General features: G+C 70.1%; 15 protein-coding genes and 3 tRNA genes. 14 read left to right on the top strand and 4 right to left on the bottom strand.

Translation table 11 applies throughout. From position 1 onward, the window contains the following. Positions 1 to 20: 20 nt before the first annotated feature. Together FMEAI12_RS06500 and FMEAI12_RS39745 are read right to left on the bottom strand one after the other, a co-directional pair. The gene (locus FMEAI12_RS06500; RefSeq protein ID WP_112105334.1) at positions 21 to 728 is read right to left on the bottom strand and encodes a hypothetical protein; all 708 of its coding nucleotides are present in this window, start codon (positions 726 to 728) and stop codon (positions 21 to 23) included. A gap of 155 nt (positions 729 to 883) precedes the next feature. Continuing rightward, complete coding sequence (locus FMEAI12_RS39745; RefSeq protein ID WP_306769246.1) at positions 884 to 2,749, bottom strand: GH25 family lysozyme; 1,866 nt, start codon at positions 2,747 to 2,749, stop codon at positions 884 to 886. A gap of 581 nt (positions 2,750 to 3,330) precedes the next feature. Here FMEAI12_RS39745 and FMEAI12_RS06510 point away from each other — a divergent pair. The 5 genes from FMEAI12_RS06510 (at position 3,331) to FMEAI12_RS06530 (ending at position 5,129) form a co-directional block, all read left to right on the top strand. Beyond that, positions 3,331 to 3,403 (top strand) — tRNA-Thr (locus FMEAI12_RS06510). A gap of 95 nt (positions 3,404 to 3,498) precedes the next feature. Further along, a tRNA-Met gene (locus FMEAI12_RS06515) sits at positions 3,499 to 3,575 on the top strand. A gap of 127 nt (positions 3,576 to 3,702) precedes the next feature. Next, positions 3,703 to 3,834 carry a 50S ribosomal protein L33 gene (rpmG, locus tag FMEAI12_RS06520; protein WP_226931056.1) on the top strand — a complete coding sequence of 44 codons (132 nt, stop codon included), beginning with the start codon at positions 3,703 to 3,705 and terminating at the stop codon, positions 3,832 to 3,834. 329 nt (positions 3,835 to 4,163) lie between these two features. Beyond that, entirely contained in the window at positions 4,164 to 4,619 is a 456-nt protein-coding gene (locus FMEAI12_RS06525) for a MaoC family dehydratase N-terminal domain-containing protein (protein ID WP_112105335.1), read from the top strand. An 81-nt stretch (positions 4,620 to 4,700) separates the two neighbouring features. Continuing rightward, positions 4,701 to 5,129, top strand: a complete 429-nt coding sequence (locus FMEAI12_RS06530; protein ID WP_020463491.1) for a MaoC family dehydratase — start codon at positions 4,701 to 4,703, stop codon at positions 5,127 to 5,129. Positions 5,130 to 5,357: 228 nt separating this feature from the next. Here FMEAI12_RS06530 and FMEAI12_RS06535 read toward each other — a convergent pair whose 3' ends face one another. Further along, positions 5,358 to 6,566 (bottom strand): pyridoxal phosphate-dependent aminotransferase, encoded by a 1,209-nt coding sequence (locus tag FMEAI12_RS06535; RefSeq protein ID WP_112105336.1) that lies wholly within the window; start codon positions 6,564 to 6,566, stop codon positions 5,358 to 5,360. Positions 6,567 to 6,838: 272 nt separating this feature from the next. On the opposite strand from FMEAI12_RS06535, the gene FMEAI12_RS06540 reads away from it, so the two are divergent. The 9 genes from FMEAI12_RS06540 (at position 6,839) to FMEAI12_RS06580 (ending at position 20,032) form a co-directional block, all read left to right on the top strand. Next, positions 6,839 to 6,911: transfer RNA gene (locus FMEAI12_RS06540), tRNA-Trp, on the top strand. A gap of 32 nt (positions 6,912 to 6,943) precedes the next feature. Further along, a complete protein-coding gene (gene secE, locus FMEAI12_RS06545; protein ID WP_020463489.1) occupies positions 6,944 to 7,207 on the top strand; it encodes a preprotein translocase subunit SecE in 264 nt (87 codons plus the stop codon). A gap of 229 nt (positions 7,208 to 7,436) precedes the next feature. Next, a complete protein-coding gene (nusG, locus tag FMEAI12_RS06550) occupies positions 7,437 to 8,261 on the top strand; it encodes a transcription termination/antitermination protein NusG (protein ID WP_071066155.1) in 825 nt (274 codons plus the stop codon). 35 nt (positions 8,262 to 8,296) lie between these two features. Further along, positions 8,297 to 8,731 carry a 50S ribosomal protein L11 gene (gene rplK / locus FMEAI12_RS06555; RefSeq protein ID WP_018505143.1) on the top strand — a complete coding sequence of 145 codons (435 nt, stop codon included), beginning with the start codon at positions 8,297 to 8,299 and terminating at the stop codon, positions 8,729 to 8,731. Positions 8,732 to 8,974: 243 nt separating this feature from the next. Continuing rightward, positions 8,975 to 9,688 carry a 50S ribosomal protein L1 gene (gene rplA / locus FMEAI12_RS06560; RefSeq protein ID WP_071066154.1) on the top strand — a complete coding sequence of 238 codons (714 nt, stop codon included), beginning with the start codon at positions 8,975 to 8,977 and terminating at the stop codon, positions 9,686 to 9,688. A 433-nt stretch (positions 9,689 to 10,121) separates the two neighbouring features. Next, positions 10,122 to 10,670: a 50S ribosomal protein L10 gene (rplJ, locus tag FMEAI12_RS06565; RefSeq protein WP_071066153.1), complete on the top strand. Its 549-nt coding sequence runs from the start codon at positions 10,122 to 10,124 to the stop codon at positions 10,668 to 10,670. Between the two features lie 206 nt (positions 10,671 to 10,876). Beyond that, positions 10,877 to 11,269: a 50S ribosomal protein L7/L12 gene (gene rplL, locus FMEAI12_RS06570; protein WP_071066152.1), complete on the top strand. Its 393-nt coding sequence runs from the start codon at positions 10,877 to 10,879 to the stop codon at positions 11,267 to 11,269. A gap of 1,286 nt (positions 11,270 to 12,555) precedes the next feature. Then, entirely contained in the window at positions 12,556 to 15,981 is a 3,426-nt protein-coding gene (gene rpoB, locus FMEAI12_RS06575; RefSeq protein ID WP_071066151.1) for a DNA-directed RNA polymerase subunit beta, read from the top strand. Between the two features lie 160 nt (positions 15,982 to 16,141). Beyond that, positions 16,142 to 20,032: a DNA-directed RNA polymerase subunit beta' gene (locus FMEAI12_RS06580; RefSeq protein ID WP_071066150.1), complete on the top strand. Its 3,891-nt coding sequence runs from the start codon at positions 16,142 to 16,144 to the stop codon at positions 20,030 to 20,032. A gap of 265 nt (positions 20,033 to 20,297) precedes the next feature. Here FMEAI12_RS06580 and mug read toward each other — a convergent pair whose 3' ends face one another. Further along, a complete protein-coding gene (gene mug / locus FMEAI12_RS06585) occupies positions 20,298 to 20,939 on the bottom strand; it encodes a G/U mismatch-specific DNA glycosylase (RefSeq protein ID WP_235013762.1) in 642 nt (213 codons plus the stop codon). Between the last annotated feature and the right edge of the window lie 474 nt (positions 20,940 to 21,413).

The raw sequence follows: 21,413 nt of genomic DNA on the forward strand, positions 1-21,413 counted from the left end.
CGGCCTCGGCGGTCATACCGTCACCGGATGCCGGCGCCCGAACCCCCGGGGCCGTCCTTCCGGCTCGGGTCCCGGTAGCCGGGGTCGCCCGGCCTGAGGCCCGGCCCGCCCGACCGCTGACCGGGGTCGGGCGGGCCCGCCGGGTAGCCCTCGCCGCGGTCGGTCTGGCCCGGCTGGGAGGCGTAGCCCTGGTCGGAGGTGTAGCCCTGGTCGCGGTCGTAGCCGCCGCCCGCTCCGGCGCGCACCCCGCTGCGAGCCGTCGTGGGCGCGCCGCGGGTCATCCCGGGACGGTCACTCGGGTAGGGCTCGGCGGCGCCGCCACGGCCGCGCGTCTGGTAGGTGGCCAGCGCGTAGATGACGAGGACGTCGATGGCGATGATGATCACCGACCAGATGGGGAAGGCGGCCATGAACGCGAGCTGGCCGATCGCGTTGAGCGCGGCGATGACGATGCCCACCCAGCGGGACAGCTCGTTGCCGGCCGCGATGCCGAACGCGATCCCCATCTGGACGATGCCGACGACGATCCACAGCCAGCCCCAGAAGGTGGTGTTGGCGTAGATCACCCCGGTGCCCGTCGAGGTGGAGTAGAGATTGTCCACGATCACGATGTAGTCGCGTAGTGACGCGATGCCGTAGATGAGGTTGTGGAAACCGACGATGAACATGATGACGGCCGCGAAGATCAGCCAGCCGTCCGTGTTGCGTACCTGCCGCAGATCTGCCATCTGGTCCTCCCGGCTGCACGACGGCGCAGCATGTGACCAAGTGGCCACAGTCCGCCGCACTCGGCGTCAGATACCCCGCGTAGGCCTTCGTCACTCCTCGCGTTCGTTTCGGGGTCGGGGATGTGCGCCGTCAGGCCGGACAGGGGTGGGTGGCGTCAGGGCGCCGCCGCGGGCAGCAGGGTCACCGCGTTCGTCGCGGCCGTCCAGCGCAGCTTGCCGAACTGGAAGGCACTCTCCCGGCCGCCCGGCACCGAGTACTCGTCCGTGATCGGAAGACCCAGGCTGGACGTCGAGCCGCCCAGTTCGAGGTAGCGGCGCAGGATCAGGCCGTGCACCTCGTGCGCCCCGGTCGTCGGGTGCCAGTAGATCCAGCCGCCCTGGAAGATCGCCTGGTGGGCGCCGGGCGCGGCGGCCCACTCGACGTCGCCGAGCGGACGTCCGAGGAAGCTGTTGGTCCCGCCGAGGCCCAGGTACTTCTTCGCGATCTTGCCGTGCAGCACCCGCGGTCCCGTCGCGACGGACCAGTAGATCAGCCCGTTCTTGAAGGGGCGCCAGCGGCCGCCGCCGCCCGCGACGACCTCCGCTTCGGTGGGCGCCCCGAGAGCGAGCTGCAGCAGCCCGGCCGCCGCGTACCGCTTGTCGATCTCGGAGAGGGTGCCGTCGGCGAGCCCGGTCAGCGCGGGGGCGGAGCAGCACACGACGTTCATGTCGACGCTCCCGATGATCCCGGGGACCACGCCAGAGGACGTGTACTGCCACATCGCCCAGCCGGGCCAGCCGCCCGGCAGCCATCCCGGGGTGGACTCGTTGTTGTAGATGGCGAACCAGAACGGGTACCGGGCGAACTCCTTCGTATCGGCCATGCTGTTCGTCCAGAACGACCGGTACGTGTACAGGATGGGCGCCCGGCCGGTCTGGGACTCGATCTCCTCCAGGAAGGCCCGGGTCCAGGCCGCGAGGGCCACCGGATCGAGCCCGCCGGTGGTCTCCAGGTCCAGGACCGGAGCCAGGTGGCCGGCTGTGCGCGTGAGGCCGGTCACAGCCAGGAAGTGCCGGGCCTGGTCGACGGCGGTCGAGATCGGGGCTGCCGGGCGGGCGTAGTGGTAGGCGCCGACGACGAGGCCCGCCTTGCCGGCCGCGTCCCGGTCGCCGACGAAGAACGGATTCGTGTAATTGGTCCCTTCGGTGGCCTTCACGATTGCGAAGGTCATGCCGGCACCCTTGACCGCGTTCCAGTCGATCGGCGCCGACCCGGGGTGCTGCCACGATGCGATGTCGATGCCCTTGGGCCAGGCGGGGGACGGCTCCGTGGACAGGACGGGCTCGGACGTCCCCGGCCCGGGTGCCGGTGTCATGCCCGCCGCCGGCGGGCTGGCCCCAGGCGGCACGGGAGGGGTGGCCCCGGGCGGCGCAGGTGGAGTCGCCCCGGGTGGCACGGGCGCCGGGTCGGGCGCCGGCTCCGAGGGTGTGGCGGATGCCGGTGTCGGTTCCGCGGGTGCGGATGTCTGCGCCGCGGGTGCGGGTGTCGTGGTCGCCGCCGCCCCGTTCGCTGGTGCCTGGGCCGCCGGCGACGGCGTTGGTGCCGCCGCTGCGGACGGTGTGATTTGTGTCGCGGGCGAGGTCTGCGTCGGCGGGGTGATCTGTGTCTGCGGGGTGATCTGCGCCGACGGAGTTGAGACCCCGGACGCCTGCGGCGTGGGCAGCGCGCCCGCGGCCGGCGCGGAGAGCGCGACGGCGGTGACGGCCACCGTGGCCGCGCTGAGGACCCGCGCGGAGAACCGTCCGGCATTGCGCAGGCGCCAGGCGGCCAGCGCCTCGTCGACCGCGACCCGGCCGACTGTCACCCGGCCGACTGCCACCCGGCCGGCAGCGACCCGGTCGACTGCCACCCGGCCGGCAGCCGCGGGCTCGGCCATCACGATCTCGCCGGCCCAGACGACGCCGGGCTGCGCCGCTCCGGCCTGTGTCTCGCCGGCCGCGGGCAGATCGTGAGCGAAGCTGGCGGCTGCCGGAAACGCCACCTTGGCGGTCGCGTTCTGTGGTCTCTTCGGTGACGGTGGCCCCGACACGGGCCGATCCGGGAACGCGGCGCGCAGCGTCGCGTAGGACGTTCCAGGTGGCAGTGAGGTCCCGGCCGGGACAGGTACCCCGGCGAGGGGGAGCGGCCGCGGTGAGGCGGCCGGCTGGCTCTCCCACGGCGCACGCGGGACGATGGGCGCCGCGTCCGGGGTCTGTGGATCTCGGGAGTGACGGTACGTGAGCGGCATGAGCAACCCTCGATGCTGGGAGGCGCGGCGGCGGCTGCGGTAGCACCTGTGAGGCGCGCGTCCACGGCCGAGCAACACGCTAGGCACTCATGCGATTACTTACAGCTATCAGCGGGGGGTGCGTGTCGGGCTCGACGTCACCGTTAGTTCGCCGTGTCGGCCTTCTGGCCGTGTTCGCGGGGTCTGGTCACCCGCCTGCCGTCCGGGTCGATCGGCACGTTCCCGCCGGCCGCGCGTGGATGCGGGCGAGCCGGACGGTCGGCGCCGGGCGGAAGTGTGGGGGGTGCCCGCCACGAAGTCGCCGGAGTCGTGTAACGTGAGTCCCGCGCGAGCACGCCCCTTTAGCTCAGTCGGCAGAGCGTCTCCATGGTAAGGAGAAGGTCTACGGTTCGATTCCGTAAAGGGGCTCAGGCGGTCCGGTATCGGGCAGGATCGTGATCGGCAGTTGGTGGTCTGTCCGCTTATACTGTCAGTCGGATCTTCGCTCGCTGGTGATCCGTCATGGCGGTGTAGCTCAGTCTGGCAGAGCAAGCGGCTCATAATCGCTGTGTCGCCGGTTCAAGTCCGGCCACCGCTACCATCGGGTCGCGGCACACCGTGTCACCCTCCAGGGGTCTGGTGAGTCGCGGCCCCTTGGCCTGTAGAGAATTCGAGACAGGAAGAGGCATCTCGCCGTGGCTGCCACCGACGTTCGTCCGAAGATCACAATGGCGTGTCAGGTGTGCAAGCACCGCAACTACATCACGCGCAAGAACCGGCGGAATGACCCGGACCGTCTCGAGCTGCGCAAGTTCTGCCCGAACTGCCGCACGCACACCGAGCACCGCGAGACGCGCTAGCCCGTCGGCCGACCACGGCTGGCGGGGCGCCGTCGACCGGGCGGGGCGAGCCCCGGCGCAGGCGCGGTGACCGCGACACACGACTTACTCCGGGCGGGTCCGCGACACACGGACCCGCCCGGTTTCGTCATGCCGTCACCGCGCCGTCCCGAGTGGCCGCGCCGTCCGAGTGACGACGCGGCTCCGGTGGCCGCGCCGTCCGGGCGGTGCCGCGGTCCGGGTGGCGATGCTGTCCGCGCGGGCGCGGGCCCGATAGGGTCTCGAACCGGTCTGGTAAGCCCGGGTTCCGGCGACATCGGGATCCGGCAACGTCGAGATCGGAGCGTGCGGTGCCGCTGAACCAGGACTTTGTCGGACGTAGTTACACCTCCGACGTCCCGTTCCAGGTGGGACGTGAGCACATCCGCCAGTTCGCGCGCGCCATCGGCGACGGCAACCCGCTCTTCCACGACGTGGAGGCGGCGAAGGCCGCCGGTCACGCCGACCTGCTCGCCCCGCCGACCTTCCTGGTCACGGCGATCCCGGGCGACCTCGGCCTGCCGACCGACGATCCTGCTCTCGGCCTGGACTACTCCCTCGTCGTCCACGGTGACCAGCGGTTCACCCTGCACCGCCCGGTTGTCGCGGGCGACGAGCTCGTGGTGCGCTCGACGCTGGCGTCCATCCGCTCGGTCGGCCGCAACGAGGTGCTGGTGACGTCCTACGAGTTCACGACGACGAGTGGCGAGCTGGTCGCGGAGGGAACGTGCAGCCTGGTCTCCCGCGGCACCGCGCCGCCTCGTTGACCACTTTCTCGCTGACCACCGCGACGTCGCCGCGCCGCCCCGCTGACGCGGCGTCCCGCCGAGGGTTCGATCGGAGCCGGCATGCCCACCACCGTCACCTATGACGCCGTCGACGTCGGTACCGAGATCGGTGACCGGGTCTTCCCGCTGCGGCGAGCCGATCTGGTGCGCTACGCCGGCGCGTCGGGCGATTTCAACCCGATCCACTGGAACGAGCGGGTGGCCGCCGAGGCCGGGCTCCCCGGTGTGCTCGCGCACGGCATGCTGACGATGGCCACGGCGGGCCGTCTCGTCACCGACTGGGTCGGCGACCCGGCGGCCGTCGTCGAGTACGGCGTGAAGTTCTCCTCACCCGTGGTCGTGCCCGACGACGACGAGGGCGCGCAGATCTCTGTGCGGGGCGTTGTGGAGAAAAAGCTCGACGGCGGGAGGGTCGTGGTCAACCTCACAGTCCGACACGAGGGTGCCAAGGTCCTCATGGCGGCGCGGGCGACCGTCCAGCTTGCCTGACCCCGGCGGCGCCCGGCAGCGTCCCGTGGGGCCCGGTCCCACACCCGGATACCGGCGCGGCGCGGCCCGGCCCCACACGCCGACGGGCCCCGCGGCGGTGTGCCGCGGGGCCCGCTGCCGGCCGTCGTAGCTACGACGGCCGGGTGCACGTCAGTCAGCCGGTGTCCGTCAGCCGGACATCGCCTCGACTCCGGGGTGCGTGGAGGTGGACGGTGCGCTCAGCCGTCCTCAGACGGCTTCGGACAGCAGGGCGCCGAGCCGGCGGACACCTTCGACCAGGTCGGTGTCCCCGAGGGCGTAGGACAGGCGGGCGAAGCGCGGGGTGCCGAAGGCCTCCCCGGGCACGATCGCGACGCCGGCCTCTTCCAGGATGAACTGGCACAGCTCGGCCGAGGTCGCCGGCGTGCGACCGCGCAGCGTCCGGCCGAGCACGCCCTCCAGCGACGGGTAGGCGTAGAAGGCGCCGTCGGGCAGGGGGCACCGCACGCCGGGGATCTGCACGAGCATCTCGTGCATGGTCTTGCGGCGGCGGTCGAAGGCCGTCCGCATCTCGTGGACGGCGTCGAGCGGGCCGGCGACGGCGGCGAGCGCCGCGGCCTGGGCGACGTTCGAGACGTTCGAGGTGGCGTGCGACTGCAGGTTGGTGGCCGCCTTGACGACGTCGAGCGGGCCGATCAGCCAGCCGACCCGCCAGCCGGTCATCGCGTAGGTCTTGGCGACGCCGTTGACGACGACCCAGCGGTCGGCCAGCTCGGGTGCCTCGACGGGCATCGAGGCGAAGCGGGCCTCGCCGTAGACCAGGTGCTCGTAGATCTCGTCGCTGAGCACCCAGATGCCGGCTTCGGCGGCCCAGCGGCCGATCGCGCGGACCTCCTCCGGGGTGTGGACTGCGCCGGTCGGGTTGGAGGGGGAGCAGAACAGCAGGACCTTGGTACGGGGGGTCCGGGCGGCCTCGAGCTGCTCGACGGTGACGCGGTAGCCGGCCTCGGGCCCGGTCACGACGTCGACCGGCACACCGCCGGCGAGGCGGATCGCCTCGGGGTAGGTCGTCCAGTAGGGGGCAGGCAGGAGAACCTCGTCCCCTGGGTCGAGCAGAGTCGCGAACGCCTGGTAGACAGCCTGCTTGCCACCGTTGGTGATGAGGACCTGGCTTGGCTCGACGACCAGGCCGGAGTCGCGCCTGGTCTTCTCCGCGACGGCCTCCCGCAGCTCGGGGAGGCCGGCAGCCGGGGTGTAGCGGTGCATGCGCGGCTCGCGGCACGCCTTCTCCGCGGCGGCGACGATGTGTTCGGGAGTCGGGAAGTCGGGCTCGCCGGCACCGAAGCCGATCACGTCCCGGCCCGCGGCGCGCATCGCCTTGGCGGTCGCGTCGACGGCGAGGGTCGCGGAAGGCGCGATGCCCGCGATGCGGTGGGAGATCCTGCTCATGGCAGCCATGCTGCCACGTGAGTAGGGGATCGGGCTGGCCCGTCCGGCCCCTCCTGGGGCGACCTGCGGACGTCGAAGAGCACCGTGCGGCCGGCATCCGGTCGATGAAGGGGTATGCTCGTTCCGCTCGGCCTGTCAGCCCCCGCCTGCAGCCGGTAGCTCCACCGAACGGCCCTAAATGATCTTTAGAGGATCGCGAAGATCCTTTGAAAATCATCGGGAAGCCTGACGGAGAGCGAAGGCGGCACGGTGGGAACTAGGTGGTGGTCCGGGTACGTCTAAGGGGCGTGGCTCAATTGGTAGAGCACCGGTCTCCAAAACCGGCGGTTGCAGGTTCGAGTCCTGTCGCCCCTGCGTTGGACCGACGAACGAGTGGGTGGAGCTGAGTGGCGACCGATACGCGTGACGCGGCACCGCGGGCCGGTAGGTCCGCGCGGGCCGACCGTCGACGGTCGCCGTTCTCGATTGTCCGCAGGATTCGTCAGTTCGTCCGCGAGGTCATCGCGGAGCTTCGCAAGGTCGTCTACCCGGGCCGGAGCGAGCTGATCACCTACGTGGTCGTCGTGCTTGTCTTCGTCACGGTGATGACGGCCTTCGTGGCTAGCCTCGACTTCGGCCTGACGAAGGCGGTCCTCGCGGTCTTCGGCTGACACCGGAGCCGCCATGGGCAGCGAGCCGGGCCGACCGATCGTCGGTGCGGCGCGGTGCTCGGCCCGGGCACCGGTTCGTGCCGTCGTCCCGGCCCTGTGTGGCCGGGTGCGTCCCGCTGGCACGGGTCGCGGCGGGCGACCCGGTCGGCGGCCGGCCGTTCGGCGGATCAGGTCCGCCGGCGGGAGAACCACCCACTGTCCACCCGTCCACGAGAGAAGGAACGACCGCGTGTCCCAGTCTCCCGAGCACGCCTCCTCCGAGCAGGGAGAGGCCCTCGACCGTCTCGACCCCCTTGCGGCGTTCGAGCGCGACGAGGTCGCGAGCACGGACGCCGCGGCCGCACCTGAGAAGGACGACCTCGAGGACGACCTCGGGCCCGACGGCGGCTCCACCGCCGACACGCCCGCGACGGTGGCGGCCGATGCCGCGCCGGCCGCTGACGCCGTGCCGGCCACCGCGGTCGCGACGCCCGAGCCTCAGGATGATGGCGACGACCTGCTCCGGGCGCTCGAGGACGCTCCCGGCGAGTGGTACGTCGTGCACTCCTACGCGGGCTACGAGAACAAGGTCAAGACCAATCTCGAGACCCGGATCTCCAGCCTCAACATGGAGGACTACATCTTCCAGATCGAGGTCCCGACCGAAGAGGTCCCGGTCGTCAAGAACGGCAAGCGCCAGCTCGTACAGCAGAAGAAGTACCCCGGCTACATCTACGTCCGGATGGATCTGACCGACCAGTCCTGGTCGGCGGTCCGCAACACGCCGGGTGTGACCGGGTTCGTGGGCCTGACGAACCGGCCGTCGCCGCTGCGCCGCGAGGAGGTCGTCTCCATCCTCGCGCCGGCGGCGCCGAAGGAGAAGAAGGTCGAGACGGTCAAGGCCCAGGAGTTCGAGGTCGGGGAGTCCGTCACCGTCATGGACGGCCCGTTCGCCACCCTGCCGGCCACCATCAGCGAGATCAACCTCGACGCGCAGCGCCTGAAGGTACTCGTCTCCATCTTCGGTCGGGAGACACCGGTCGAGCTCCAGTTCAACCAGGTCGCGAAGATCTGATCCGCTCCGTAGAACCCCGGTAGGAAGACGAACAGATGCCTCCCAAGAAGAAGAAGATCACTGCGCTGATCAAGCTCCAGATCAACGCCGGCAAGGCGACCCCGGCGCCGCCGGTCGGTCCCGCCCTGGGCCAGCACGGCGTGAACATCATGGAGTTCTGCAAGCAGTACAACGCGGCCACCGAGTCGCAGACCGGCAACGTCGTGCCGGTCGAGATCACGGTGTACGACGACCGGTCGTTCACCTTCGTCACCAAGACCCCGCCCGCCGCCCGGCTGATCCTCAAGGCCGCCGGTGTGGACAAGGGCAGCGGCACGCCGCACCGGGTCAAGGTCGCGAAGCTGACCCCGGCCCAGGTGCGCGAGATCGCCCAGACGAAGCTGCCGGACCTCAACGCGAACAGCATCGAGGCCGCGGAGAAGATCATCGCCGGTACCGCGCGCTCGATGGGTATCACCGTCGGCGAGTGACCGTGTCCGTATGACCGTGTCCCGCGCGAACGCGTGGGAAGTCCCGCCGGACGTTCCGACGCACGCGGCGGGAGCGGACGGCACAAGGGCGACACAAGGCAGTACACGTGTGACATCGCGGCGGGCTCGTCGCGACGCACGGATGAACGCAGGTATGTGGGAGGGCTCGTCGCTGCCACGGCCCGGGTTGAGCCCGGGTCGGACGGCGCGGAGCGGGACCCGCCAACACCACGAGGAGAACTCATGAAGCGCAGCAAGGCCTACCGCGCCGCGGCAGAGAAGATCGACGCGACCGCTCTCTACAGCCCGCTCGACGCGGCCCGGCTGGCCCGGGAGACGTCGTCCACGAAGTACGACGCCACCGTCGAGGTCGCCATCCGGCTCGGCGTCGACCCGCGCAAGGCCGACCAGATGGTGCGTGGCACGGTCAACCTGCCGCACGGCACCGGTAAGTCCCCGCGGGTCGCGGTGTTCGCCGCCGGCGAGAAGGCCGCCGAGGCCACCGCCGCGGGCGCCGACATCGTCGGCAGCGACGACCTGGTGGCCCGCATCCAGGAGGGCTTCCTCGACTTCGACGCCACGGTCGCGACGCCCGACCAGATGGCCAAGGTCGGCCGGATCGCCCGCATCCTCGGGCCGCGTGGGCTCATGCCGAACCCGAAGACCGGCACCGTCACCCTGGACGTCGCCAAGGTCGTCGGCGACATCAAGGGCGGTAAGATCAACTTCCGGGTCGACAAGCAGGGCAACCTGCACATCGTCATCGGCAAGGTGAGCTTCTCCGAGACCCAGCTCATCGAGAACTACACCGTCGCCCTCGACGAGATCGTCCGGGTCAAGCCGTCGGCGGCCAAGGGCCGGTACCTCAAGAAGGTCACCTTCGCCACGACGATGGGCCCCGGCATCCCCGTGGACCCGAACCGGACCCGGAACCTCCTCGAGGAGATCTCGGCCTGACCGGAACGGCGCCGACCGGAAGACCGGACGAGTTCGACCGGAATCGTACGACCGGGCCGGACCAGTTCGAATCGAACGGCACGACGAGGGCACGCACCGTCCGCGGTGTGTGCCCTTCGTTCGTTCCGCGTTGCTCCTGCTACGATGATGAACAGTTCCACACCGAAGACCGCTGGTCGTACTCCGGCCGTCGGGTCCCGAGTTTTTCGGAGACCTGTCGTCGGAGGCCGAAGGCTCGGTTTCCCCGAGCGGCCCGCGTAGGTGGCGGACGGGAAGTGGCTCACGCATCGCCGCTGTGCCGGCTCCGAACTCACCCAGGTGGGTACGGTCGGCGGGCGAAGATCGTCGCCCTTGACGCCCCGTGCCTCCTGCGCCGGGGCGTTCGTCGTTTCCGGGTCCTTCGATATGGCCGGCCGACCATTGAAGGAGCCCGATGGCGAACTCGGAGAAGACCGCCGCGGTGGCGGAGATCGCCGAGGAGTTCCGTGGTTCGACCGCCGCGGTGCTGACCGAGTATCGCGGCCTGACGGTGAGTCAGCTCACCGAGCTGCGCCGCGCCCTCGGCGAGACCACCCGCTACGCGGTGGTCAAGAACACCCTTACCAAGATCGCCGCGGCACAGGCCGGCGTGTCCGGCATCGACGACCTGCTCGTCGGTCCGACGGCCGTCGCGTTTGTCGGCGGCGACCCGGTCGAGGCGGCCAAGGGCCTGCGGGACTTCTCCCGCGCCAACCCGGCTCTGGTCGTCAAGGGCGGGGTCGTCGAAGGCAAGGCGATGAATGCGGAGGAGATCCGCAAGCTCGCCGACCTGGAGTCCCGCGAGGTCCTGCTCGCCAAGATGGCCGGAGCCATGAACGGCTCGCTGGCCAAGGCGGTCGGCCTCTTCGCCGCCCCGCTGTCGCAGGTGGCTCGGCTCGCCGAGGCCCTGCGCGCGCAGCGGGAGGAGACGGCCGGCGCCGAGCCGGTCTCCGTGGACGCCTGACGAGCGACGCCTGACGGGACCCCCGTCCCGCGAGGCGGTGTCCCGGTGTGGCCACAGCTGGCCCGCACCGAGCCGCCCACGCGGGTGGTGTCCCGGCGGGGCCGCGTCCCACGGGGCGCGACGACCGACCACCCACCTGACGACACCCCCCGGCACGGCCGGGCGCCGGATCATCTGATCGGCATTACCAGGAAGGAACCGCCACCATGGCGAAGCTTTCGACCGACGATCTCCTCGAAGCGTTCAAGGAGATGACGCTCCTGGAGCTCTCGGAGTTCGTGAAGCAGTTCGAGGACACGTTCGGCGTGACCGCGGCCGCCCCGGTCGCCATCGCGGCCGGCCCGGTGGCCGGTGGCGCGGGCGGCGAGGCCGCCGCCGTCGAGGAGCAGGACGAGTTCGACGTGATCCTCGAGTCCGTCGGCGACAAGAAGATCCAGGTCATCAAGGAGGTCCGCGCGCTCACCAGCCTGGGCCTCAAGGAGGCCAAGGACCTCGTGGACGGCGCCCCCAAGCCCGTCCTGGAGAAGGTCGCCAAGGAGGCCGCGGACAAGGCCAAGGCGGCCCTCGAGGGCGCCGGCGCCACCGTCACCGTCAAGTAGTTCGGTACCGGTGCCGCCTGCCGGCACCGGTCCGCCGTGGCCCCGGCGCCAGCGCGCTGTCGTCGCGGCGGACATCCCGCTCCCCGGCCGGCCTCCCGCCGGTCGGGGAGCGGGTGACCTTGAGCCCCGTCCCGGTACGTCCGGGGCGGGGCTTCGGTGTGTCCGGCACTGTGCGGCCGGGTGCGGCGCGGCGGCGCGGGTCCGGTGGCACAGTGGCGTCCGGTGGCACGGTGGCACGGTGGCACGGTGGCACGGCGGTCCGGTGGGGCGGCGCGGCGGGTGGTGATCCGACTGGCGGGCGGGGCCGGTGGTGGTAAGACTTCGGTGTCGTCGTCGGGCCGTGGGGCGGGCCCGCGGGACGGCCTGAGAGGTCGTGATCGGCCGTTCGGGCGGCCGGTCGGTGGGCGCGATCAGGGCGACGTCTTCGTCCGTCTCATGCACGAATGGCCTTCTCACGGGGCATCTTCCCGTGGGGCGGGCCGGCGAAGGCGCTCGGCCGCCGACGGCCGGCGGCGGTCCGGCTCACCTGGAGCGACGTGTCAACGGCGAGATCGGGCCGAGACGATGTTGCCCTTGAGGCCTTGACTAGCTCCGGGGCTACGGAGTTCCATCATTTCGCGAACCTTCGTAGGGAAGCGGCGCGCGACGTGATCAGGTCTCGTCCTTGCCAGCAGTGAAGCCGTCGGCTACACTGCTAGTTTGCGCTGTCTTTCTCGTTGCATCGGGCTCGTCGGTAACACGTTCGACATCGGGATCCGGCCCCTTGGGGTGATCGGGTTCGCGCCGCGGGGCGGTCCGCGGTCCTTCGGTCCATTGACCGGGCACCTGCCGCCTCAGCGGGTTCGGGGTGACGCGAGAGCGGCGTGGCCGTGTCTCGCTTGCGGGCACGGCGGCCCGGCTGTCCGAACCGAGACCCGAACGAGACTTCTCGCCCTTGCACCGACACGTCGATCCGAGATCGCCGCGCCGGCGCCGCGTGGCCTTGCCACACACGTGCCGACCAGACCCGCGGCCGCTCCGTCATGCCCCGAGTCAGTGGACTCCAGGCATCACGCGGGCGCTCGGCCCCACCGTTTCGCCCGCGCCGGCGTCCGCACGGGCGGTCGCCGCCCGGCTGGTTGCCGCATCCGCGACGCAGTCTCCATCTCGGGATCCTCGCATTGCCGGGGTACCCCCCGCCGACGTTCCGCACAACCGTAGCGAGACACTGATCACCTGACCACCCCCTTACGGATCCTTGACATCCGCGACGCCAGCCCCACGATCAGGCCACCGGAAGGACCACCTTGGCCGCCTCGCGTTCCGCCTCCCGCATCTCGTTCGCAAAGATCATCGAGCCCCTCGAGGTCCCGGATCTTCTCGCCCTGCAGACGCAGTCATTCGATTGGCTGATCGGCAACGACATCTGGGCGGAGCGGGTCCAGGAGGCCATCGACGCCGACAGGAACGATGTCCCCATCACCTCCGGGCTCGAGGAGGTCTTCGAGGAGATCTCCCCGATCGAGGATTTCTCCGGCTCGATGTCCCTGTCCTTCCGGGATCACAGGTTTGAGCCCCCCAAGTACTCCGTCGAGGAGTGCAAGGACAAGGACATGACCTACTCGGCGCCGCTGTTCGTCACCGCCGAGTTCACCAACAACACCACCGGTGAGATCAAGAGCCAGACGGTGTTCATGGGCGACTTCCCGCTCATGACCCCGAAGGGCACGTTCGTCATCAACGGCACCGAGCGCGTGGTGGTCAGCCAGCTCGTCCGGTCCCCGGGTGTGTACTTCGAGAAGGCGATCGACAAGGCGTCCGACAAGGATCTGTTCTCCTGCAAGGTCATCCCCTCGCGGGGGGCCTGGCTCGAGTTCGAGATCGACAAGCGGGACACCGTCGGCGTCCGCATCGACCGCAAGCGCCGCCAGTCGGTCACCGTCCTGCTCAAGGCCCTGGGCTGGGATGAGGCCCGCATCCTGGAGCGCTTCGGCGACTTCCCGTCGATGCGGGTCACCCTGGAGAAGGACCACACCTCCAGCCAGGACGACGCCCTGCTCGACATCTACCGCAAGCTGCGCCCGGGCGAGCCGCCGACGCGGGAGTCGGCGCAGACCCTGCTGGAGAACCTCTTCTTCAACCCGAAGCGCTACGACCTGGCCAAGGTCGGCCGCTACAAGGTGAACAAGAAGCTGACCCTCGAGGTCGCGCACGACGTCGGCGTCCTCACCGAGGACGACGTCGTCCGCACGATCGAGTACATCGTCAAGCTGCACGCGGGCCAGGACCCGGACAACTACGAGGTCGACGACATCGACCACTTCGGCAACCGGCGCCTGCGCACGGTCGGCGAGCTCATCCAGAACCAGGTCCGCCTCGGCCTGGCCCGGATGGAGCGCGTCGTCCGCGAGCGCATGACGACCCAGGACGTCGAGGCGATCACGCCGCAGACCCTGATCAACATCCGGCCGGTCGTCGCCTCCATCAAGGAGTTCTTCGGCACCAGCCAGCTCTCCCAGTTCATGGACCAGACGAACCCGCTGGCCGGCCTGACCCACAAGCGCCGCCTGTCGGCGCTGGGCCCCGGCGGTCTGTCCCGGGAGCGGGCCGGCTTCGAGGTCCGCGACGTGCACCCCAGCCACTACGGCCGGATGTGCCCGATCGAGACGCCGGAAGGCCCGAACATCGGCCTGATCGGCTCGCTGTCGACGTTCGCGCGGGTCAACCCGTTCGGCTTCGTCGAGACCCCGTACCGCAAGGTGGAGAACGGCCGGGTCACCGGCCAGATCGACTACCTGACCGCGGACGAGGAGGACCGCCACGTCAAGGCGCAGGCGAACACCCCGCTGAACCCGGACGGCACGTTCGCCGAGGACCGCGTCCTGGTCCGCCGCAAGGGCGGTGAGGTCGAGTTCATCCCGCCGGACGAGGTCGACTACATGGACGTCTCGCCGCGGCAGATGGTGTCCGTCGCGACGGCGATGATCCCCTTCCTCGAGCACGACGACGCCAACCGTGCCCTGATGGGCTCGAACATGCAGCGCCAGTCGGTTCCGCTGCTGCGTTCCGAGGCTCCGCTGGTCGGCACCGGCATGGAGGCCCGCGCGGCCAAGGACGCCGGCGACGTGGTCGTCTGCGGCCAGTCCGGCGTGGTCGAGGACCTGTCGGCCGACTACATCACCGTCATGCACGACGACGGGACGCGGCGCACCTACCGCCTGGCGAAGTTCCGCCGGTCGAACCAGGGCACCTGCATCAACCAGAAGCCGATCGTCTTCGAGGGCGACCGCGTCGAGGCCGGCCAGGTCATCGCCGACGGCCCGTGCACCGACAACGGCGAGATGGCGCTGGGCAAGAACCTCCTGGTGGCCTTCATGCCGTGGGAGGGGCACAACTACGAGGACGCGATCATCCTCTCCCAGCGCCTGGTGCAGGACGACGTCCTCTCCTCGATCCACATCGAGGAGCACGAGGTCGACGCCCGGGACACCAAGCTGGGCCCGGAGGAGATCACCCGGGACATCCCGAACGTCGCCGAGGAGGTCCTCGCCGACCTCGACGAGCGCGGCATCATCCGGATCGGTGCCGAGGTGTCGCCCGGTGACGTGCTGGTCGGCAAGGTCACCCCGAAGGGCGAGACCGAGCTGACCCCGGAGGAGCGCCTGCTGCGCGCGATCTTCGGTGAGAAGGCCCGGGAGGTCCGCGACACCTCGCTGAAGGTGCCGCACGGCGAGTCCGGCAAGGTCATCGGTGTCCGCGTGTTCTCCCGCGAGGACGGCGACGAGCTGCCCCCGGGCGTGAACGAGCTGGTCCGCGTCTACGTGGCCCAGAAGCGCAAGATCACTGACGGTGACAAGCTCGCCGGCCGGCACGGCAACAAGGGCGTCATCGCCAAGATCCTGCCGGTGGAGGACATGCCCTTCCTCCCCGACGGCACCGCCGTCGACGTCGTGCTGAACCCGCACGGTGTGCCGCGTCGTATGAACATCGGCCAGATCCTGGAGACGCACCTCGGCTGGGTCGCCAAGACCGGCTGGCAGGTCGACTCCGGCACGGAGGGCTGGAAGGAGCGCCTGCGCGGCATCGGCGCCGACGCGGCCCCGCCCGGTACCAACGTGGCGACGCCGGTGTTCGACGGTGCCCGCGAGGAGGAGATCACCGGCCTGCTCGACGCCACCCTGCCCAACCGGGACGGTCAGCAGATGATCGGTTCCTCCGGCAAGGCCGAGCTGTACGACGGCCGCACCGGAGAGCCGTACCCGTACCCCGTGGCGGTCGGCTACATCTACATCCTCAAGCTCCTGCACCTGGTCGACGACAAGATCCACGCCCGGTCGACCGGGCCCTACTCGATGATCACGCAGCAGCCGCTCGGTGGTAAGGCGCAGTTCGGCGGCCAGCGGTTCGGTGAGATGGAGGTGTGGGCGCTCGAGGCGTACGGCGCCGCCTACGCCCTGCAGGAGCTCCTCACGATCAAGTCGGACGACGTCGTCGGCCGAGTGAAGGTCTACGAGGCGATCGTCAAGGGCGAGAACATCCCGGAACCCGGTATCCCGGAGTCGTTCAAGGTCCTCATCAAGGAGATGCAGTCGCTGTGCCTCAACGTCGAGGTGCTGTCCAGCGACGGGGTCTCCATCGAGATGCGGGACACCGACGAGGACGTCTTCCGCGCGGCGGAGGAGCTCGGTATCGACCTGTCACGGCGTGAGCCGAGCAGCGTCGAAGAGGTCTGACGTGACGGGGGGTCCGCCTGGCGGATGCGCCGACCGGCTGCGGCCGGTCACGGCGGGCCCCCGCCCCCGTCCACTCGTGCCACCCGGGTAGGAGCCCACAGGCCCCGGCCCGGGGGCCCCGGCAGCGTCCCGACTGAGAAAGAGAGAGCAGGCGACAGTCTTGCTGGACGTCAACTTCTTCGACGAGCTGCGCATCGGCCTGGCCACCGCGGACGACATCCGCCAGTGGTCGTTCGGTGAGGTCAAGAAGCCGGAGACGATCAACTACCGCACCCTCAAGCCGGAGAAGGACGGGCTCTTCTGCGAGAAGATCTTCGGTCCGACCCGGGACTGGGAGTGCTACTGCGGGAAGTACAAGCGGGTCCGGTTCAAGGGCATCATCTGTGAGCGCTGTGGCGTCGAGGTCACCCGCGCCAAGGTGCGCCGCGAGCGGATGGGCCACATCGAGCTCGCCGCCCCCGTCACCCACATCTGGTACTTCAAGGGCGTGCCGAGCCGTCTCGGCTACCTGCTCGACCTGGCGCCGAAGGACCTCGAGAAGGTCATCTACTTCGCCGCCTACATGATCACCAAGGTCGACATCGACTCCCGGCACCGCGACCTGCCGACTCTCGAGGCCCGCATCGGCGTTGAGAAGCAGCAGCTCGAGGACAAGAAGAACGCCGACGTCGAGACCCGCCAGCGCAAGCTGGAGGAGGACCTGGCGCAGCTCGAGGCCGAAGGCGCCAAGGGCGACGCCCGCCGCAAGGTGCGCGAGTCGGCCGAGCGCGAGATGCGCCAGATCCGTGACCGCTCCCAGCGCAAGATCGACGACCTCGACCGGGTCTTCGATCGGTTCAAGAACATGAAGGTCCAGGACCTCGAGCCGGACGAGCTGCTCTTCCGCGAACTGCGCGACCGGTTCGGCCAGTACTTCGAGGGCGGCATGGGCGCCGAGGCGCTGCAGCACCGGCTCGCCGACTTCGATCTGGCCGCCGAGGCGGAGTCGCTGCGCGAGACCATCCGCAGCGGCAAGGGGCAGAAGAAGGCCCGCGCGCTCAAGCGGCTCAAGGTCGTGTCGGCGTTCCTGAACACCCGCAACTCCCCGATGGGGATGGTGCTCGACTGCGTTCCGGTGATCCCGCCGGACCTGCGGCCGATGGTCCAGCTCGACGGTGGCCGGTTCGCCACCTCCGACCTGAACGACCTGTACCGCCGGGTGATCAACCGGAACAACCGGCTCAAGCGGCTGCTCGACCTCGGCGCGCCCGAGATCATCGTCAACAACGAGAAGCGGATGCTGCAGGAGGCCGTCGACGCGCTGTTCGACAACGGCCGCCGCGGCCGGCCCGTCACCGGGCCCGGCAACCGTCCGCTCAAGTCGCTGTCCGACATGCTCAAGGGCAAGCAGGGCCGGTTCCGCCAGAACCTGCTCGGCAAGCGCGTCGACTACTCGGGCCGTTCGGTCATCGTGGTCGGCCCGCAGCTCAAGCTGCACCAGTGCGGCCTGCCCAAGCAGATGGCGCTCGAGCTGTTCAAGCCGTTCGTGATGAAGCGCCTGGTCGACCTCAACCACGCGCAGAACATCAAGTCGGCCAAGCGCATGGTCGAGCGGGCCCGCCCGGTCGTGTGGGACGTCCTCGAAGAGGTCATCACCGAACACCCCGTGCTGCTCAACCGGGCGCCGACCCTGCACCGCCTCGGCATCCAGGCCTTCGAGCCGCAGCTGGTCGAGGGCAAGGCCATCCAGATCCACCCGCTGGTCTGCACCGCGTTCAACGCGGACTTCGACGGCGACCAGATGGCGGTGCACCTGCCGCTGTCCGCCGAGGCGCAGGCCGAGGCCCGGATCCTGATGCTGTCGAGCAACAACATCCTGTCGCCGGCGTCGGGCCGTCCGCTGGCCATGCCCAGCCTCGACATGGTCACCGGGGTGTTCCACCTGTCCCGGGTGTCCGAGGGTGCGATCGGCGAGGGCCGGTTCTTCTCCAGCGTCGCCGAGGCCCAGATGGCCTTCGACGCGCGGGAGATCCACCTGCAGGCCCGCATCCAGGTGCGGCTGCGGGAGAGCACGCCCCCCGCCGAGTGGGCGCCGCCCGCCGACTGGCTGCCGGGTGACCCGTTCACCCTGGAGACCACGTTCGGGCGCTGCCTGCTCAACGAGGCGCTGCCGGAGGGCTACCCCTTCATCAACGCCCAGCTGAACAAGAAGGCGCAGGCGGCGATCGTCAACGACCTCGCCGAGCGGTACCCGAAGATCCAGGTCGCTGCGACGCTGGACGCCCTCAAGAGCGCCGGTTTCTACTGGGCCACCCGGTCCGGTGTGACGGTGGCGATCGAGGACGTCGTGGCTCCGCCGAACAAGGCCCAGATCCTCGACGAGTACGAGCAGCGGGCCGAGCGGGTCGAGAAGCAGTTCGGCCGCGGTTTCCTCTCCGACGAGGAGCGCCGCAGCGAGCTGGTGCAGATCTGGACCGAGGCGACGAACAAGATCGCCGAGGCCATGGAGGCGAACTTCCCGGAGACCAACCCGGTCTACACGCTGGTCAACTCCGGGGCCGCCGGAAACATGATGCAGATCCGGCAGCTCGCCGGCATGCGCGGACTGGTCTCCAACCCCAAGGGTGAGATCATCCCGCGGCCGATCAAGGCGAACTTCCGCGAGGGCCTCACCGTCGTCGAGTACTTCATCTCGACGCACGGTGCCCGTAAGGGTCTCGCCGACACCGCCCTGCGGACCGCCGACTCGGGTTACCTGACCCGTCGTCTGGTGGACGTCAGCCAGGACGTCATCGTCCGCGAGGAGGACTGCGGCACCGAGCGCGGCATCCTGACCCGGATCGCCCGCAAGGGACCGGACGGGGTGCTGGTGCGCGACCGCTACGCGGAGACCTCCGCGTACGCCCGCTCGCTCGCCTCCGACGCGGTGGACGCCCAGGGTGAGGTCGTCGTCCCGGCCGGCGCCGACGCCGGCGACGTGGTCATCGGCCAGATCATCGAGGCCGGGATCGAGTCGGTGCGGGTGCGCTCGGCGCTCACCTGCGAGTCGCGGATGGGTGTCTGCGCGCACTGCTACGGCCGCTCGCTGGCCACCGGCAAGCTGGTGGACGTGGGCGAGGCCGTCGGCATCGTCGCCGCCCAGTCCATCGGTGAGCCGGGAACCCAGCTCACGATGCGTACCTTCCACAGCGGTGGCGTCGCCGGTGACGACATCACCCAGGGTCTGCCGCGTGTCGTCGAGCTGTTCGAGGCCCGTAGCCCCAAGGGCAAGGCCCCGATCAGCGAGGTCGTCGGCCGGGTCAAGATCGAGGAGACGGAGAAGACCTTCAAGGTCGTCATCGTCCCCGACGACGGCAGCGAGGAGATCGCCTACCCGGTCTCCCGCCGCTCCCGGCTGCGGGTCCGTGAGGGCGAGCGGGTCGACGTCGGCGCCCAGCTGATCGACGGCGCCGTCGACCCGCACGAGGTGCTGCGCATCCTCGGCCCGCGCCAGGTGCAGCTCCACCTGGTCGACCAGGTCCAGGAGGTGTACCGGTCGCAGGGTGTGTCGATCCACGACAAGCACATCGAGATCATCATCCGCCAGATGCTCAAGCGGGTGAACGTGCTCGAGTCGGGGGAGACCACGCTGCTGCCGGGTGAGCTCGTCGAGCGCGCCCGCTTCGAGGGCGAGAACCGGCGCGTGGTGGAGATCGGCGGCCAGCCGGCCTCGGCCCGCCCGGTGCTCATGGGCATCACCAAGGCCTCGCTGGCCACCGAGTCGTGGCTGTCGGCGGCGTCCTTCCAGGAGACCACCCGGGTGCTCACCGACGCGGCGATCAACGCCCGCTCGGACTCGCTGGTCGGCCTCAAGGAGAACGTCATCATCGGAAAGCTCATCCCGGCGGGTACCGGCATCTCCCGGTACCGCAACATCCGGGTGGAGCCGACCGACGAGGCGCGCGCGGCGATGTACTCGGTCAGCGGCTACGAGGACGGCGCCTCGGTCGAGTACGGCGCCTTCGGTGCCGGATCCGGCCAGGCCGTCCCGCTGGACGAGTTCGACTACCGCAGCTCGGGCGACTACCGCTGAGCCAGCGAGCCTGACTCCGGTGCCGGGCGACCGCGGCAGTGACCGCGCTCGTCCGGCACCCGGTGCCAGGCCTGGTGTCTGACGGCCGGGCGCTCGTCGCCTGGTGTCAGGCGCCCGGTGTCGGGTATCCGGCTCGGGCGTCCGACTCTTGTGACCGGGACGGCCCGGTGAACCGTGCAGGTACGCGGTTCACCGGGCCGTTCGGCGTTTGCGTCGGCCGGCGCCACCGACCGCCGTCGCCGTCAGCCGTCGCCGTCAGCCGCCGTCAGCCGCCGCCGTGTCCGGACCTGAGCCCAGGACCCGCGGTCGGGCCCGCTGTCGGCGTGGTGGCCGTGACAGGCCCGAAGGCGGCCTCGCGCAGTTCGCCGTAGACCCGGACAAGGTCGGGTAGCTGGTAGTGCGCGTTCAGCCCACTGGGGTTCGGCAGCAGCCACACCCCGGCGGGACCGATGCGCTCCGGCTGTCGACCGACCTTCGCCGTCCGCCGCCCGAAGCCGATGCGGTACGCGGCGAGCCCGAGAAAGGCGACCCATTCCGGGCGGATCCGTTCGACAAGCTCGATGAGTACCGGCACACCGGCCCTGATTTCGTCGTCAGCGATCTCATCGGCGCGAGCGGTCGAGCGGTGCACCAGATTCGTGATTCCGATGCCCCGGGCGCGTAGGTGCTCGGTCTCGGACGGATGCAGCCGGCGCCCGGTGAACCCGGCGAAGTGCAGGACCGGCCAGAGCCGATTGCTGGGCGTCCCGAAATGGAATCCGGTGGCGCCGGACTCCAGGGACGGATTGATACCGCACAGCAGCACCCGGGTCTCCGGACCGACGAGGTCCGGGACGGTCTTCCCATAGGCCGCGAGAAGCTCCGCACGGTCCGGTCGGGGCCGCCGCGGCGGCTTCGGTGACCTCAGCGCCGCCGGCCCGGCTACAGGCGTGTCGGCGGCCTCCGGTGCCGGCCCGGCTACAGGCGTGTCGGCGGCCTCCGGTGCCGGGGCGGCTATGGGCCTGTCCGTGGCTTCCTGCGCGGGGGCGGCTTCTTGCACCGGCGCGGCTTCCGTTCCCGGCGTCGCAGCTTCTGATGGCAGCGTGGGGCCCGTCGACAGGGTGAGCGTCTGCGACGGCGTGTCTTCTGGTGTCTGGTCGGCCGGGGACGGCTGGTCCGGCGCGGTGCCCTGGCTGGGCGGTCTGGTGCTGGCCATCCTGGCATCCTCGTTTGTCGCCGCCCCTGCGGATCATCCACCCCCACCCGGATCAGCCCACCGTAGATCAGGGCGCTCCGCGCCGGCCCGCGAGATGTGTGGCGGGTGAGTGAGTCCATGGACTCACTCACCCGCCACACATCTCCATGGGGCGTGGTCCAAGGGGGGCTGGCTGGTCAATAGATC

This window comes from Parafrankia sp. Ea1.12, from assembly GCF_900465275.1.
Classification (GTDB): Bacteria; Actinomycetota; Actinomycetes; order Frankiales; family Frankiaceae; genus Parafrankia; species Parafrankia soli.

Coding starts and splice junctions, on each gene's coding strand:
- FMEAI12_RS06500 (WP_112105334.1), bottom strand. CDS start 728: ATGGCAGATCTGCGGCAGGTACGCAACACGGACGGCTGGCTGATCTTC.
- rpmG (WP_226931056.1), top strand. CDS start 3,703: ATGGCGTGTCAGGTGTGCAAGCACCGCAACTACATCACGCGCAAGAAC.
- FMEAI12_RS06530 (WP_020463491.1), top strand. CDS start 4,701: ATGCCCACCACCGTCACCTATGACGCCGTCGACGTCGGTACCGAGATC.
- FMEAI12_RS06535 (WP_112105336.1), bottom strand. CDS start 6,566: ATGGCTGCCATGAGCAGGATCTCCCACCGCATCGCGGGCATCGCGCCT.
- rplK (WP_018505143.1), top strand. CDS start 8,297: ATGCCTCCCAAGAAGAAGAAGATCACTGCGCTGATCAAGCTCCAGATC.
- rplA (WP_071066154.1), top strand. CDS start 8,975: ATGAAGCGCAGCAAGGCCTACCGCGCCGCGGCAGAGAAGATCGACGCG.
- rplJ (WP_071066153.1), top strand. CDS start 10,122: ATGGCGAACTCGGAGAAGACCGCCGCGGTGGCGGAGATCGCCGAGGAG.
- rplL (WP_071066152.1), top strand. CDS start 10,877: ATGGCGAAGCTTTCGACCGACGATCTCCTCGAAGCGTTCAAGGAGATG.